Below are 15,370 nucleotides of genomic sequence, written 5' to 3'. Positions count from 1 at the left end.
CCGCGTGCCCGGACAGGCCCGCCCCGCGAGCGCCTCGCGCCGTGTCAAAATAAGGGTTCCACATTCACGGCGGTCATTGAAACCTTGCCATCGGGGGACATCATGTTCACGCGCCTCTCAACCTCGCTCGCAACGCCCGTGCGCCTCGCCTCGCGCCGCCTGCGCCTCGTGCTCCTCGCGGGCGTGGGCGCACTCGCGCTCGCCGGCTGCGCCCAGCCGTGGCAGCAATTCCATGCGGGCGACGACGCGCAGTCCGTGATCGCCCGCTTCGGCCCGCCGGCCGAAACCTACGATCTGCCCGACGGCGGCAAGCGCCTGATGTGGCCGACCCAGCCGATGGGCGAAGTCACCACGGCCGCCGACATCGACGCCAGCGGCCGCGTCGTGAACGTGCGCCAGGTGCTGCAGCCCAACGAGTTCTATCGCGCGGAAATCGGCAAATGGACGCGCGCCGACGTGCTGGTGAACTTCGGCCGCCCGGTCGAAACCGCCTACTTCCCGCTGATGAAGAAGGAAGCGTGGACCTACCGCTACCTCGAAGACAACGTCTGGTACATGCTCTACAGCTTCTACTTCGACGACCAGGGCATTCTGCGGCTCACGCAGAAGACGCCCGACCCGCTACACGATCCGGATCGCCGCAGCCTGTTCTGATTGTTTTGATCGCGCCCCCCGGGCGCAGCAAAAAACAAAACCCCCGCGCTCTCGCGAGCCGGGGGTTTTTGATTGCCTGGCGCTGCGAGCGAGGCCAGACGCCTCGCCGCCGCTTACACCGCTTCGGAGCGCTGCGGATTGACCTTGTCGCCCGAGTAGAGCTTGTTGAGCGCCGAGATATACGCCTTCGCCGAAGCGGCAACGATATCCGGATCGGTGCCCACGCCATTGACGATGCGGCCGGCCTTCGAGAGGCGCACCGTCACTTCGCCCTGCGCCTGGGTGCCCGTCGTGATCGCGTTCACCGAGTACAGCAAAAGCTCCGAGCCGCTGCCCACTTCGGTTTCGATCGCGTTGAGCGTGGCGTCCACCGGGCCGTTGCCCGCGGCTTCGCCGGTCACTTCCTTGCCGTCGGCCGAGAACACGACGCGTGCGTGCGGACGCTCACCCGTCTCCGAATGCTGCGCGAGCGAGATGAACTTGAAGTGCTCCTGATCCTGCGCCTGGGCCGACTCTTCCGTGACGATCGCGATGATGTCTTCGTCGAAGATTTCGGACTTGCGGTCAGCCAGTTCCTTGAAGCGCGCGAACGCATTGTTCAGTTCGCCTTCGCTGTCGAGCTGGATGCCCAGTTCCTGCAGGCGCTGCTTGAACGCGTTGCGGCCCGAGAGCTTGCCGAGCACGATCTTGTTCGCGCTCCAGCCCACGTCTTCCGCGCGCATGATCTCGTAGGTGTCGCGCGCCTTGAGCACGCCGTCCTGGTGGATGCCCGACGCGTGCGCAAACGCGTTGGCGCCGACCACGGCCTTGTTCGGCTGCACCACGAAGCCGGTGATCTGCGAAACCAGCTTCGAGGCCGGCACGATCTGCGTGGTGTCGATGCCGAGATCGAGACCGAAGTAGTCCTTGCGGGTCTTCACGGCCATCACGATTTCTTCGAGCGAGGTGTTGCCCGCGCGCTCGCCGAGACCGTTGATCGTGCACTCCACCTGACGCGCGCCGCCGATCTGCACGCCGGCCAGCGAATTCGCCACGGCCATGCCGAGGTCGTTGTGGCAGTGCACCGAGAACACGGCCTTGTCCGAATTCGGAATGCGCTCGCGCAGCGTCTTCACGAGGTTGCCGTACAGCTCGGGAATGCCGTAGCCGACCGTATCGGCGATATTGATCGTGGTCGCGCCTTCGTTGATTACGGCTTCGAGCACGCGGCACAGGAAGTCCATGTCCGAGCGGCTGCCGTCTTCGGGCGAGAACTCCACGTCGTTCGTGAATTTGCGCGCGAAGCGCACGGCCAGCTTCGCCTGCTCGAGCACCTGCTCGGGCGACATGCGCAGCTTCTTCTCCATGTGCAGCGCCGAGGTGGCGATGAACGTGTGGATGCGGAAGTGGTCGGCGGGCTTGAGCGCGTCGGCGGCGCGCTGGATGTCCTTGTCGTTCGCGCGGGCGAGCGAGCAGATCGTGCTGTCCTTCACCATGCCGGCGATCGTGTGGATCGCGTCGAAGTCGCCGTTCGAGCTGGCTGCGAAGCCCGCTTCGATGATGTCGACCTTCATGCGCTCGAGCTGCTTCGCGATGCGGATTTTCTCTTCCTTCGTCATCGACGCACCGGGCGACTGCTCGCCGTCACGCAACGTCGTATCGAAGATGATGAGCTTGTCTGCTGCCATTTCGGGTCTCCAGGGGGACTTGTTCAGTGTCTAAAACGGATTTTGGGTGTTCGCGCCACCGATGGCGACGCTGACAATGAACGAGGCTTACGGAGGGCGAGCGAGATCAGCGCGGCAGGCGCGCTAGCGCTAGCGTGCTTAGTCGCGCGCCGGCTTGAAGGGAGAAGAGGGGGAACTGGATGGTGTCCATGCCGCCGACTATAGCCGGAATCCGCCGATAGCGCAATTGGAGACGGCCGGTATAGGCAGACCAGTCCGGGCGAGTGCCAAAAGAAAAAGGGCCGCGCTCGCGCGCAGCCCCTTTTGCAGCACTCCCCCACCCGCGCCCTACCGCTCGCGCGGCGACGAACGCGCCGGGTTCGAGCGTCCGCGAACGGCTTGGTACGCCCAGAACACATAGCCCGAGAGACCGTAGAGCACGAAGAGGCCGAACAGCATCAACGGCGGATCGGACGACACCAGCACGAACGCCACCACCACGAGCAGCGTGGCCGCGAACGGCACGCGATGGCGCACGTCGAGCGCCTTGCCGCTGTAGAACGGCGCGTTGGACACCATCGTCACGCCCGCGTAGATCGTCAGCACGAAGGCCACCCACGGCAGCCACGAGAGCTTCACGGGCACGCGGTTGTCGGTGGCGAGCCAGACGAAGCCGGCGATGAGCGCGGCCGCAGCCGGGCTCGGCAGGCCCTGGAAGAAGCGCTTGTCCACCACGCCGATGTTCGTGTTGAAGCGCGCAAGCCGCAGCGCCGCGCCCGAACAGTAGACGAAAGCCGCGAGCCAGCCCCAGCGCCCGAGATCCTTGAGCACCCACTCGTACATCACGAGCGCGGGCGCCACGCCGAACGACACCATGTCCGAGAGGCTGTCGAACTGCTCGCCGAACGCACTTTGCGAGTGCGTCATGCGCGCCACGCGCCCGTCCATGCCGTCGAGCACCATCGCCACGAAAATGGCGATGGCCGCCACCTCGAAGCGCACGTTCATGGCCTGCACGACCGCGAAGAAGCCGCAGAAGAGCGCCGCCGTGGTGAACGCGTTGGGCAGCAGGTAGATGCCGCGCTTCTTCAGGAACTCCTGGCGCGCCGCGCGCCGGTTCGCGGCGACGCCCATCGGCTCCTGCACGGCCTTGTTGCGCCGGAACGGCCGCGGCAGCGGCGCGCCGGCAGGGTTACGGGGTCGACGCTGTTTGAATCCGGCCATCGCAGCCCTCCTTTATGCCGATTGGGTCGGCAGTTCGGCGAGGATCGTCGACGAGGCTGACACCTTCTCGCCGATCGACACGCGCGGGCGGCTGCCCACGGGCAGGTAGACGTCGACGCGCGAGCCGAAGCGGATGAAGCCATAGCGCTGGCCGCGCGAGAGCGGCTCGCCGGCACGCACGTAGCAGAGAATGCGGCGCGCGATCAGGCCCGCGATCTGCACCGAGGTGACGGTCGTGCCGTCGGCCATCGTCAGGACCACGGCGTTGCGCTCGTTCTCGGTCGAAGCCTTGTCGATGGCGGCGTTCAGGTACGCGCCCGGGAAGTACTCGACCTTGGCGACGGCGCCGTCCACGGGCGAGCGTTGCGAGTGCACGTTGAAGACGTTCATGAACACGCTGATCTTGAGCGCTTCACGGTTTGCATACGGGTCGTGCGCAGTTTCCACGGCGACGATGCGGCCGTCCGCCGGGCACAGCACGGCGTTGGCCTGGCTTGGAATCGGGCGCGGCGGATCGCGGAAAAACTGGACGACGAAGATCAGGATCAGCCAGAAGGGCCATGCGAGTCCGAAGCCTGCGACCGCATGGATCAAGAGCGCCACGACGGCCGCAATGGCGATGAACGGCCAGCCTTCGCGCGCGATGATCGGATGAGGGTAATTCATGGTGGCTTCGCTGTTATTTTAAAAACCGTAGGATAGCAAAAGCCGCCCAGGGTTCATCCCACCTGGGCGGCTTTTTCGGGTCTGACTCAGGTCAAACTGATGAGTGTCGGCATAAAACCGCACACGCGATCAGATTGAGCCGTCAGATTAGTTCTTCGACTGGTCGACGAGCTTGTTCGCGGCGATCCACGGCATCATCGCGCGCAGCTTCGCACCGACCACTTCGATCTGGTGCTCGGCGCCGAGGCGGCGGCGCGATTGCAGCGTCGGTGCGCCGGCCTTGTTTTCCAGGATGAAGCTCTTGGCGTATTCGCCGGTCTGGATGTCCTTCAGGACTTCCTTCATGACCTTCTTCGTCTCGGCCGTGATGACGCGCGGGCCCGTCACGTACTCGCCGTACTCGGCGTTGTTCGAGATCGAGTAGTTCATGTTGGCGATGCCGCCTTCATAGATCAGGTCGACGATCAGCTTCAGTTCGTGCAAGCACTCGAAGTAAGCCATTTCCGGCGCGTAGCCTGCTTCGACCAGCGTTTCGAAGCCAGCCTTGATCAGGTCGACCGTACCGCCGCACAGCACGGCTTGTTCGCCGAACAGGTCGGTTTCGGTTTCTTCGCGGAAGTTCGTTTCGATGATGCCGGCACGGCCGCCGCCGTTCGCTGCTGCGTACGACAGGGCGATGTCACGCGCCGCGCCCGACTTGTCCTGGTGGACGGCGATCAGGTGGGGCACGCCGCCGCCTTGCGAGTAGGTGCCGCGAACCGTGTGGCCCGGCGCCTTCGGGGCGATCATGATGACGTCCAGATCCGCGCGCGGGATCACCTGGCCGTAGTGCACGTTGAAGCCGTGGGCGAACGCGAGCGCTGCGCCGTTCTTGATGTTCGCGTGGACTTCCTTCGCGTAGACATCGGCGATCTGCTCGTCGGGCAGGAGCATCATGACGACGTCGGCGTTCTTCACCGCTTCGGCCACTTCCTTGACCTGCAGGCCGGCGTTCTCAGCCTTGCTCCACGATGCGCCGTTCTTGCGCAGACCGACCGTGACGTTCACGCCGCTGTCCTTCAGGTTCAGCGCGTGTGCGTGGCCTTGCGAGCCGTAACCGATGATCGTGACCTGCTTGCCCTTGATGAGGGAGAGATCGGCGTCCTTGTCGTAGAAAACTTTCATGTTGGTTCCTTGGCGAGAGTCTGGTGAATTTCGGTACTGCTATTAGCTTTTGCTGCACCGGATGCGATTAAGGACGCATCCGGTCAAGTCCGGTGCAAGATCGACTGTGGTCGGGTCACACCTTCAGAATGCGCTCTCCGCGCCCAATGCCCGAGCCGCCCGTACGGACGGTTTCGAGAATCGCGGTCGCATCGATCGCTTCGATGAACGCGTCGAGCTTGTCGCTCGCGCCCGTCAGTTCGATCGTGTAGGTCTTTTCGGTGACGTCGATGATACGGCCGCGGAAAATATCCGCCATCCGCTTCATCTCCTCACGCTCCTTGCCGACCGCCCTTACCTTGATCAGCATCAGTTCGCGCTCGATGTGGGCGCCCTCGGTAAGGTCGACCACTTTCACCACCTCGATCAGGCGGTTCAGATGCTTCGTGATCTGTTCGATCACGTCGTCCGAGCCAATGGAAACGATGGTCATGCGCGACAGCGAACGGTCTTCGGTCGGCGCCACCGTCAAGGTTTCAATGTTGTAGCCGCGTGCCGAGAAGAGGCCGACCACGCGCGAGAGCGCGCCCGGCTCGTTTTCCAGCAAAACGGAAATAATGTGTCTCATGATGTGATCCGCGATTTATCCAGTTTGACGAGGCTGCCGCCCTCCCCTGCGAACCCGCGCGCCCGTTGTGTGGACGCGCGCCGCGCGAGGTCGAAACGGCGCCGTGCAAATACCGTTACAGGTCTTCCGAGCCGAGCAGCATCTCGGTGATGCCCTTGCCGGCCTGTACCATCGGCCAGACGTTTTCGGAAGGGTCGGTCTGGAAATCGAGGAACACCGTGCGGTCCTTCAAACGCAGCGCTTCCTTCAGCGCCGGCTCGACGTCCGCCGTCTTTTCGATCCGCATGCCGACGTGGCCGTACGCTTCGGCGAGCTTCACGAAGTCAGGCAGCGCATCCATATACGAATGCGAATAGCGCTTGCTGTATTCGATCTGCTGCCACTGGCGGACCATGCCGAGATAGCGGTTGTTCAGCGAAATAATCTTCACGGGCGTGTCGTACTGCTTGCAGGTCGACAGCTCCTGAATGCACATCTGGATCGAGCCTTCGCCCGTGATGCACAGCACGTCGTCGTCGGGGTGCGCCATCTTCACGCCCATCGCCGCCGGCAGGCCGAAGCCCATCGTGCCGAGGCCGCCGGAGTTGATCCAGCGGCGCGGCTGGTTGAAGCGGTAGAACTGCGCAGCCCACATCTGGTGCTGGCCCACGTCCGAGCACACGAACGCATTGCCGCCCGTGAGTTCCCACGCCTTTTCCACCACGTACTGCGGCTTGATGATCTCACTCGAGCGGTCGAACTTCAGGCAGTTCTTCTCGCGCCAGCCTTCGATGTCCTTCCACCAGTCGGCGAGCGCGGCCGTATCCGGGCCGTGATCGGCGTGCTGAAGCTGCTCGATGAGCTCCTTGAGCACTTCCTTCACGTCGCCGACGATGGGGATATCGACCTTCACGCGCTTCGAGATGGACGACGGGTCGATGTCGATGTGGATGATCTTGCGCGGACGCGAGGCGAAGTGCGCGGGGTCGCCGATCACACGGTCGTCGAAGCGCGCGCCGATCGCGATCAGCACGTCGCAGTGCTGCATCGCCATGTTGGCTTCGTAGGTGCCGTGCATGCCGAGCATGCCGAGGAACTTGCGGTCGCTCGCGCGGTAGCCGCCCAGACCCATCAGCGTGTTCGTGACCGGGTAGCCGAGCAGGTCCGCGAACTGGTTCAGTTCGCGCGACGCATCCGCGAGGATGATGCCGCCGCCGGTGTAGATATAAGGACGCCTGGCCGAGAGGAGTAGCGACACCGCCTTGCGGATCTGCCCCGAGTGGCCCTTGGTGACCGGGTTGTACGAACGCAGCGCGACGTTTTTGATCGGTTCATACGTGCACGGCGTCTTCGACACGTCCTTCGGAATGTCGATCAGCACGGGGCCGGGACGGCCGGTGCGCGCAATGTAGAAAGCTTTCTTGACGGTGGCGGCGAGGTCGCGCACGTCCTTCACGAGGAAGTTGTGCTTCACGCAGGGACGCGTGATGCCGACCGTGTCGCACTCCTGGAAGGCGTCTTGACCAATCGCGGCGGTAGGCACCTGGCCGCTGATGATCACCATCGGGATCGAGTCCATATAGGCCGTCGCGATGCCCGTCACCGCATTGGTGACGCCAGGCCCCGAGGTCACGAGACACACGCCGACGTTGCCGGTCGAACGCGCATAGGCGTCGGCCGCGTGCACGGCTGCCTGTTCGTGGCGCACGAGAACGTGCTGAATCTTGTCCTGCTTGTACAGCTCGTCGTAAATGTAAAGCACCGAGCCGCCGGGATAGCCCCAGATGAATTCGACCTGCTCGTCTGCGAGCGCCTTCATCAGCACGGTTCCGCCGATGGAGGTATGAGCTTGAGGGTCAGATTCTTGCGAAGGGGGGACCGACGTGGAGAATTCCGCGCTGGGCATGTTCATCATTGACCTTTCGAATTTTCGGCAAAAAATTGATCGGGTGCTCTCTGCCGGGCTTGTGGCTCGGGTTCAAGCGGCGCGTCCAGTTGACAGATGAGCTTCTTGGGCCACATCCGAATTGAGACAAGTCACTTATGTTGCGAACCGTCGAAGATAGCGGCTCGATGCCTTTCGGTCAAGCAAATCTTGACAAAGCGGGCACGAACGTTGCGACAGCGCGCACGCCTCGCGGCGCCGGCCAAGGGCCGGCAGGCAAGCCACCAGGGTCGGCGCATCCATGATGCGAAGCATTCTCACGGCCTTTCCGCTACCCTGTCAGCGCGAAAATTTGCTAGGATCCGCGAGTTTTACGACATTTTTCGAACGATTACGCGTACGCTGGCGGCGGCGCCCTGCAACGGATGGCATCAGACAAGGAACTCGCCGACTTTCTGGCGGGCGTCGAAAGACGCGCGTTCAAGCAGACGGTCTACGCCGTAAGGGACGACGACGCCTCGCTCGACATCGTGCAGGACGCGATGATCAAGCTCGCGGAAAAATACGGAGACCGCCCGGCCGCAGAACTCCCCCTGCTCTTTCAGCGTATTTTGCAAAATACGATGCACGACTATTTTCGTCGGCAGAAAGTACGCAATACGTGGGTGAGCCTGTTTTCGTCGCTCGGCAATTCCGAAGACGAGGAGTTCGACCCCCTCGAGACCTTCGAGGCCGAGCAGGGCACGGCTGGCGCCGAGAGCAGCGAGCAGCAGATCGAGCGCGCCCAGGTGCTCCAGATGATCGACGACGAAATCCAGAAATTACCGGCACGTCAACGGGAGGCGTTTCTGATGCGTTACTGGGAGGATATGGATGTCGCCGAGACCGCCGCCGCAATGGGCTGCTCCGAAGGCAGCGTGAAAACGCACTGCTCTCGGGCCACCCACACGCTGGCCCAAGCGCTCAAGGCCAAAGGAATCACCCTATGAGCTCCGCCCTCGAAAATAAAGAACTGGCGTTCGTGCGGGAAATGCGTCGTGCGCTCGACGAGAGCGCCGCCAACCTGCCCGCTGCCACTACCGCCCGACTCGCCGCCGCACGCAAGACCGCACTCGCCCAGAAAAAGGCCGAGGTCGTGCTCGTGCGCGCCCCGGCGCTCGCCGCGGCCGGCGTCGGCAGTTTGTCCGGCGCGCCCACGCACCGTCCCGCGCGGCGCCGTTCGGCGCTCGCGCGCTTCGCGCTCGCCTGGCCGCTCGCGGCACTCGTGGCGGGCCTCTTTGCCATCGCGTACTTCGAAGATCAGCAACGCACCGCTGAACTCGCCGATATCGACGCGGCCATGCTGAGCGACGACCTGCCGCTCACGGCCTACCTCGATCACGGGTTCAACGCGTATCTGACGCGCGCGCACTAAGGAAATCTGAGCAGGAGACTGACGGGGTGAGTTACAAGCGCGGCCTGGCCGTTGTCATTGGATGTGTGGTCGCGGCAGTCGTGTCGTATGTGGCGACCTACCCGCGCTTTCATCCCGAGCCCACTGGCGAAAACACCGCCGGCGCGCCCGCGCAGGTGAAAGCGCCCACGGTCGAGAATTCGGTCACGACCACCTTCACGCCGTTGCCCGGCCAGTCGAATCCGCTCGCGTGGGCGCATCTGAGCGACGCGCAGCACGCCGCGCTCGCGCCGTTCGCCGTCGAATGGGACCGTTTCAGCGACGAGCGCAAGCGCAAATGGCTGAAGATCGCCGCCCGTTACCCGAAAATGTCGCCCGAAGCGCAGAAGCGCCTCCATGAGCGCATGGCGGAATGGGTCGGCATGACGCCGGAGCAACGGCGTGTCGCGCGCGAAAACTACCAGGTATCCAAGGAATTGCCGGCGCAGGCGCGCCAGCGCGCCTGGAAGGCTTACCAGCAACTCCCCGAAGAACAGAAAGAACGCCTTGCCCAGAGCGAGCACAAGCGCCGGCCCACCGTCGTGAGCGCCCCGCCTAGCGGCAACAAGAGCGAGATCCGCGATATCCAGCGCCTCGTCAACGAGCGCGATCACCGCGGCCTGCCACATGCGCCCGCAGGCGTCACCGGGGCATCGGGCGCGGCTGGCGCGAGCAGCACGGGCTCGGGTCTCGCACCCGCCTCGCCTGGCGCGCCGAGCGAGCCGGCCGTGGCTTCGTCGTTTGCGGCAGGCATTCCCGCCGCCGGCAGCTTCGTGCCGGCCACGCCCATCCCTGTCTCGCCCGCCGAAGCCCCCGCGGCGTTCAAGGGCTCCTGAAGCCTCTACCAAGGCGCTCGCAGCCCCCTCGCGCGCACCCTCGTTAACCCCGCCGCGGCGTTGCGGTCACTTCGCCGCGCGCGTGTTCGAGGTTATGCTTGGGACGTCCCGTCCCCGAACTGACGCCATCGTGTCCGAAAGCGCCCAAGCCGCCGCCCTGCCGTCCGCCGCCGTCTTCCCGGTTGAACCTGCGCCCGTTTCGATTCGCCGCCGCCTCGCCGCATTCGTCTACGAAAGCGTGCTGCTGTTCGGCGTCGTCTTCGCCGCCGGGCTCGCGTTCAGCCTCGTCCTGCAGCAGCGCAACGGCTACACGCATCACAACGCGATGGCGGTCTGGATCATCTTCGTGGCGGGCGCGTACTTCGTCGGCTTCTGGCACAAGGGCGGGCAGACGCTGCCGATGAAGACCTGGCGCCTGCGCGTGGTCGGCCCGGACGGCCAGCCGCCCACGCTCGCGCGAGCGACGCTGCGCTACCTCGCCGCGTGGCTCTGGTTCCTGCCGCCGCTCGTGCTGCATCCGCTGCTCGAACTTTCGATTCCGCACACGCTTGCGCTCGTTGCCTGCTGGTTCGTGATCTGGGCCGCGAGCGCCCGCTTCTCCCAAGACCGCCAGTTCCTTCACGACCGCATAGCGGGCACGCGCATTGTCGCAATCGCGCCACAGGGCGCAAAGGCGTAGCCGCCGCACGACATCCCCCATCGCGCCGGAAAAGCGGCTGCACGGTACCCCCTGGGACTGCGTAACGAGACCTTCTCGTGACTGTCATGTTGCCGTCACGGCGGCATGGCGCAATGCGCGTATTACAACCTGCCGCGCGCGCCATGGCCCAAAAGACGTCAGCGACCACCCTGTTCCGGCAGACCACCGGACGAGGCACCGACTCCGCCACGTTCCACCCCTCTCCCGGCGGAGCCACCTTTCCCGTCCCGCCCCTGCCGCCCTCGTCGATCGACGACGCCCCCACCACCGGCTCCCACGACGACGACCATCCCGATCCCACCCGCTACCGCACGATCTGGCTCTCCGATATCCATCTCGGCACGGGCGGCTGTCAGGCGTCGTATCTGCTCGATTTTCTGCGCCACAACGAGTCGGAGTATCTGTACCTCGTGGGCGACATCATCGACGGCTGGCAGTTGAAGAAAGGCTGGTACTGGCCGCAGGCGCACAACGACGTCGTGCAAAAGGTGCTGCGCAAGGCGCGCAAGGGCACCCAGGTCGTCTACATCCCGGGCAACCACGACGAGAGCGCGCGCCAGTTCTGCAATCTCGCGTTCGGCGACATCCACGTGCGCGAGGAAGCCTTCCACACGACGCTCACCGGCAAACGCTTGTGGGTCGTGCACGGCGATCTCTTCGACGGCGTGATCCAGCACGCCAAGTGGCTCGCCTATCTCGGCGACTCGGCCTACACGTTGATCCTGCTGCTCAACCGCTGGTTCAACCGCGTGCGCGCGAAGCTCGGCTTCCAGTACTGGTCGCTCTCGCAGTACCTCAAGCATCAGGTCAAGAACGCGGTGAACTTCATCTCCTCGTTCGAGCGCGTGATGACCGACGAAGCGCGCCGCCGCGGCTGCGACGGCGTGGTCTGCGGCCACATCCACAAGGCCGAGATCCGCGACATCGACGGCATCCTGTACTGCAACGACGGCGACTGGGTGGAGAGCCTGTCCGCGCTCGTCGAGACGTTCGAGGGCGAGTTGCGCATCGTCTACTGGACCGTGAAGCGCGCGCCGGAAGCGCAGGTCTCGACGCGCAAGGCGCGCGTGAGCGCCGCCTGAGTGCCGACTGATACCGCTACGCAGCAACAGCCATAACCGCACTACCGAACGACGAGAGGGCCGAGGACCGATGAAAGTAATGATCGTGACCGATGCATGGGAGCCGCAGGTCAACGGCGTAGTTCGAACGCTGAAGAACACGACGCGCGAACTCATCGCGCTCGGGCATCAGGTGGAACTGCTCACGCCGCTGGAGTTCCGCACGATACCGTGCCCCACCTACCCGGAAATCAAGCTCTCGCTGTTTCCGAAGCGGCATCTGAAGGAACGCATCAGCGCGTTCGGGCCCGATGCGATCCACATCGCGACCGAAGGTCCGCTCGGACTCGCCGCGCGCCGCTATGCGATCGACCACGACCTGCCGTTCACGACCGCGTATCACACGCGCTTTCCCGAGTACGTGCAGGCGCGCTTCGGCATTCCGCTCGCGGCGACCTACCGCTTCCTGCGCTGGTTCCACAAGCCTTCGCTCGCGGTGATGGCGCCCACGCCCGTCGTGAAGACCGACCTCGAGAAGTTCGGCTTCACGAACGTCGTGCTGTGGACGCGCGGCGTGGACCTCGACATCTTCCGGCCGATGGATTCCAAGGTGCTCAACACGGCGCGGCCCATCTTCCTGTATGTGGGGCGCGTAGCCGTAGAGAAGAACGTCGAGGCGTTTCTCAAGCTCGATCTGCCGGGCTCGAAATGGGTGTGCGGCGAAGGCCCGGCGCTCGCCGAGCTGAAGTCGCGCTATCCCCAGGCGAATTACCTGGGTGTCCTGAGCCAGCCCGAGCTTGCGAAAGTCTACGCGGCCGCCGACGTATTCGTGTTCCCGAGCCGCACCGACACCTTCGGTCTCGTGCTGCTCGAAGCGCTCGCCTGCGGCACGCCCGTGGCCGCCTACCCGGTGACCGGCCCGATCGACGTGCTGGGCACGGGCGGCGCTGGCGCGATGAACGAAGACCTGCGCGAAGCGTGCCTCGAAGCGTTGAAGATCGACCGCGCCGAGGCGCGCGCCTGGGCCGAGCGCTTCTCGTGGCGCGCGGCCTCCGAGCAATTCGCGGCGCATCTCAAGCCGCGCTCGCGCGCGACGATGGAGCCGTCCAGCGCCGCTGCCTGAGCGCGGGGCCGGCTATGGTGCGCGCTTCGACTGTCCGCGAGCGCGCCGGGGACACGGACGGCCCCGGCGCAACCGTCTCACACGCGTGCGATACTGGGGTTCTACCTGGCACCACCATGACGCCACGTCCTCCGTTACCGCCGCATAGCGCCCAGGGCGCACGCAGTCCCACTCCGCCAGCCAGCCAGCGTGCCGGCGGCTCTACGCGCGCCGCACGCGCTGCCGAAGCGCTCGATCCACGCGCGAGCGCTGCCGCCGCTGCGGCACCTGGCGTTGCGCCGCCAGCCGCGCCCGCGTCTGCGAGCGAGCCCGCCAAGCCCACTGCGCCCACTGCACCCGTTGGGTCGCGCGCTGCCGCACAGGAGCCGCCCGAGCCGCCGCATCTGCACGAACCGCTCGGCCCCGACGATCCGCTCGCCCCGCTGCCCTTCAACCCCTACAAGGGCAACCGCGGCATCACGCGTGCATGGAAGGCGCTCAAGTACTCGATCAAGGGCTTTCGCGCCGCCATCCGCGAGGAAAGCGCGTTTCGCCAGGAGCTCACGCTCTCGGCCATCCTCGTGCCGATCGGCGTGTTCATTCCGGTCGAGCCTGTCGAGCGCGTGCTGCTGCTCGGCTCGGTGATCCTCGTGCTGATCGTCGAGCTGCTCAATTCGAGCATCGAGAACGCGGTGGACCGCATCGGCCTCGAGCGCAACGAGCTCTCGGGCCGCGCCAAGGACCTGGGCAGCGCGGCGGTCACGCTCGCCTTGCTGCTCTGCGTGCTGACCTGGGGGCTGATCCTCGTACCCCGTTTCGGCCCGCTGCTGCTGCACGGAATCGGCGTACTCTAGCGCCCCACGCCCCCCGGTCCGCGGGGGCCTCGCCACGCTCCCCGGCATCTGACAGGCGCAAGCTGTCGGTGCGCGCGGGCCGTCGGTTTATAATCGAACGACAGTCTTATAACGACCAACCGCGTCCGGGCCGCGCGCACCGCAACATACGAGCGGGCGCCTGAGCCCGGCACTGCATTTTCAGGGCCGGACGACATGGATGCCAAACCTCCCCGCCGTACACGCGAACGGATTCTCGAGCTGTCGCTGAAGCTGTTCAACGAGATCGGCGAGCCGAACGTCACCACGACGACCATCGCCGAGGAAATGGAGATCAGTCCAGGCAACCTGTACTACCACTTCCGCAACAAAGACGACATCATCAACAGCATCTTCAGCCAGTTCGAGCAGGAGATCGAAAAGCGTCTGCGCTTCCCCGAGGACCATCGCGCGACCATCGACGAGATGTGGGCGTACCTGCAGTACATGGTCGACTTCACGTGGCGCTACCGCTTTCTCTATCGCGACCTGAACGACCTGCTCGCGCGCAACCGCACGCTGGAGATGCACTTCAAGCAGATCATCAGCCACAAGGTGCACTTCGCGAAGCAGTTCTGCGAGCAGCTCATGGAAGACGGCGACATGGTCGCCACGCCCGCCGAGATCGACGTGATCTCCACCAATATCGGTGTGATCGCCACCTACTGGCTCTCGTACCAGTTCGTGATGAATCCGCGCAAGTACAACGACCAGGAAGCGATTCGCGACGAGCTGCACCAGGTCAGCGTGCAGATCGTCTCGCTGATGGCACCGTATCTGCGCGGCCGCGCGCGCGAGCTGTTCGACGATCTCGTCTCGGGCAAGCTCGCCAAACGCGAGTTCTACGACTATCTGCCGCCGCGCGAAGGTGCGGGCGCCGCGAAGGACAACCGCGAATAAAGGCCAAAGCCGAATGAAAGCAGTCTGCGTATATTGCGGCTCCTCGCCCGGAGCCAATCCGGTTTACACCGAAGCCGCACAGGCATTCGGCCGTGCGCTCGTCGCCTCGAACCTCGCGCTCGTCTATGGCGGCGGCAAGGTCGGCCTGATGGGCGTGATCGCCGACACCGTGATGGAGGGCGGCGGCCGCGCCATCGGCGTGATCCCCAAGCTGCTGGTGGACAAGGAAGTGGGCCATGTGGGCCTGACTGAGCTGCATGTCGTGCCCGACATGCACCACCGCAAGAAGATGATGGCCGACCTCTCCGACGCCTTCGTCGCGATGCCGGGCGGCGCGGGCACGCTCGAAGAGCTGTTCGAAGTCTATACGTGGGCGCAGCTCGGCTATCACCGCAAGCCGGTGGGCGTGCTCAACATCGGCGGCTTCTACGATCCGCTCATGGCGCTGCTCGACCACACGGTGCGCGAAGGCTTCATGCGCCAGACCTACCGCGACATGCTGCAAACCGACGGCGATCCCGTGGCGCTGATCGCCAGGCTCAAGCGTTACCACGCGCCCGAGAAGGACAAGTGGGCGGACTTGCGCGAGAACGTCTGATCCAGGCGCCGCGCACCGTTCGCCCGACGATCCGCAGTCACCAC

16 protein-coding genes are annotated in these 15,370 nt (G+C 64.8%); 10 read left to right on the top strand and 6 right to left on the bottom strand.

Going from position 1 to position 15,370, the window contains the following annotated elements; genetic code table 11:
- The first annotated feature begins 102 nt into the window (after nt 1–102).
- Nucleotides 103–654, top strand: a complete 552-nt coding sequence (locus AB4Y35_RS12515) for a hypothetical protein (RefSeq protein ID WP_368704598.1) — start codon at nt 103–105, stop codon at nt 652–654.
- Between the two features lie 113 nt (nt 655–767).
- On the opposite strand, the gene AB4Y35_RS12510 is transcribed toward AB4Y35_RS12515, so the two are convergent.
- The 6 genes from AB4Y35_RS12510 to AB4Y35_RS12485 form a co-directional block, all read right to left on the bottom strand.
- Nucleotides 768–2,321: a 2-isopropylmalate synthase gene (locus AB4Y35_RS12510; protein ID WP_133182076.1), complete on the bottom strand. Its 1,554-nt coding sequence runs from the start codon at nt 2,319–2,321 to the stop codon at nt 768–770.
- 327 nt (nt 2,322–2,648) lie between these two features.
- Nucleotides 2,649–3,524, bottom strand: a complete 876-nt coding sequence (gene pssA, locus AB4Y35_RS12505) for a CDP-diacylglycerol--serine O-phosphatidyltransferase (RefSeq protein WP_042271776.1) — start codon at nt 3,522–3,524, stop codon at nt 2,649–2,651.
- 12 nt (nt 3,525–3,536) lie between these two features.
- Complete coding sequence (locus tag AB4Y35_RS12500; RefSeq protein WP_028205688.1) at nt 3,537–4,190, bottom strand: phosphatidylserine decarboxylase; 654 nt, start codon at nt 4,188–4,190, stop codon at nt 3,537–3,539.
- A 147-nt stretch (nt 4,191–4,337) separates the two neighbouring features.
- Nucleotides 4,338–5,354: a ketol-acid reductoisomerase gene (ilvC, locus tag AB4Y35_RS12495; RefSeq protein ID WP_028205689.1), complete on the bottom strand. Its 1,017-nt coding sequence runs from the start codon at nt 5,352–5,354 to the stop codon at nt 4,338–4,340.
- 115 nt (nt 5,355–5,469) lie between these two features.
- Complete coding sequence (ilvN, locus tag AB4Y35_RS12490) at nt 5,470–5,961, bottom strand: acetolactate synthase small subunit (RefSeq protein ID WP_027795483.1); 492 nt, start codon at nt 5,959–5,961, stop codon at nt 5,470–5,472.
- 115 nt (nt 5,962–6,076) lie between these two features.
- Nucleotides 6,077–7,852: an acetolactate synthase 3 catalytic subunit gene (locus AB4Y35_RS12485; protein WP_368704663.1), complete on the bottom strand. Its 1,776-nt coding sequence runs from the start codon at nt 7,850–7,852 to the stop codon at nt 6,077–6,079.
- A 398-nt stretch (nt 7,853–8,250) separates the two neighbouring features.
- Between AB4Y35_RS12485 and AB4Y35_RS12480 the strand changes: the two genes are divergently transcribed.
- The 9 genes from AB4Y35_RS12480 to AB4Y35_RS12440 all read left to right on the top strand — a co-directional run bounded on the left by AB4Y35_RS12480 (nt 8,251) and on the right by AB4Y35_RS12440 (nt 15,326).
- Nucleotides 8,251–8,814, top strand: a complete 564-nt coding sequence (locus tag AB4Y35_RS12480) for an RNA polymerase sigma factor (RefSeq protein WP_133182074.1) — start codon at nt 8,251–8,253, stop codon at nt 8,812–8,814.
- Complete coding sequence (locus AB4Y35_RS12475; RefSeq protein WP_028205693.1) at nt 8,811–9,239, top strand: DUF3619 family protein; 429 nt, start codon at nt 8,811–8,813, stop codon at nt 9,237–9,239. Before AB4Y35_RS12480 ends, AB4Y35_RS12475 begins: the two co-directional genes overlap by 4 nt.
- A 26-nt stretch (nt 9,240–9,265) precedes the next feature.
- The gene (locus tag AB4Y35_RS12470; RefSeq protein ID WP_368704597.1) at nt 9,266–10,093 is read left to right on the top strand and encodes a DUF3106 domain-containing protein; all 828 of its coding nucleotides are present in this window, start codon (nt 9,266–9,268) and stop codon (nt 10,091–10,093) included.
- 94 nt (nt 10,094–10,187) lie between these two features.
- Complete coding sequence (locus tag AB4Y35_RS12465; RefSeq protein ID WP_368704596.1) at nt 10,188–10,772, top strand: RDD family protein; 585 nt, start codon at nt 10,188–10,190, stop codon at nt 10,770–10,772.
- Between the two features lie 143 nt (nt 10,773–10,915).
- Nucleotides 10,916–11,875 carry a UDP-2,3-diacylglucosamine diphosphatase gene (locus AB4Y35_RS12460; protein WP_028205696.1) on the top strand — a complete coding sequence of 320 codons (960 nt, stop codon included), beginning with the start codon at nt 10,916–10,918 and terminating at the stop codon, nt 11,873–11,875.
- Nucleotides 11,876–11,945: 70 nt separating this feature from the next.
- Complete coding sequence (locus AB4Y35_RS12455) at nt 11,946–12,977, top strand: glycosyltransferase family 4 protein (protein ID WP_368704595.1); 1,032 nt, start codon at nt 11,946–11,948, stop codon at nt 12,975–12,977.
- Nucleotides 12,978–13,093: 116 nt separating this feature from the next.
- The gene (locus AB4Y35_RS12450) at nt 13,094–13,810 is read left to right on the top strand and encodes a diacylglycerol kinase (RefSeq protein WP_368704594.1); all 717 of its coding nucleotides are present in this window, start codon (nt 13,094–13,096) and stop codon (nt 13,808–13,810) included.
- A gap of 195 nt (nt 13,811–14,005) precedes the next feature.
- Nucleotides 14,006–14,728 (top strand): TetR/AcrR family transcriptional regulator, encoded by a 723-nt coding sequence (locus AB4Y35_RS12445; RefSeq protein ID WP_028205698.1) that lies wholly within the window; start codon nt 14,006–14,008, stop codon nt 14,726–14,728.
- A gap of 13 nt (nt 14,729–14,741) precedes the next feature.
- A complete protein-coding gene (locus AB4Y35_RS12440; protein ID WP_368690849.1) occupies nt 14,742–15,326 on the top strand; it encodes a TIGR00730 family Rossman fold protein in 585 nt (194 codons plus the stop codon).
- Nucleotides 15,327–15,370 lie beyond the last annotated feature (44 nt).

The sequence above is a fragment of the Paraburkholderia sp. EG286A genome, assembly GCF_040965375.1.
GTDB lineage: Bacteria > Pseudomonadota > Gammaproteobacteria > Burkholderiales > Burkholderiaceae > Paraburkholderia.
Note: the sequence above shows the minus strand (reverse complement) of the source record. Positions and strands in the feature narration are given on the sequence as shown.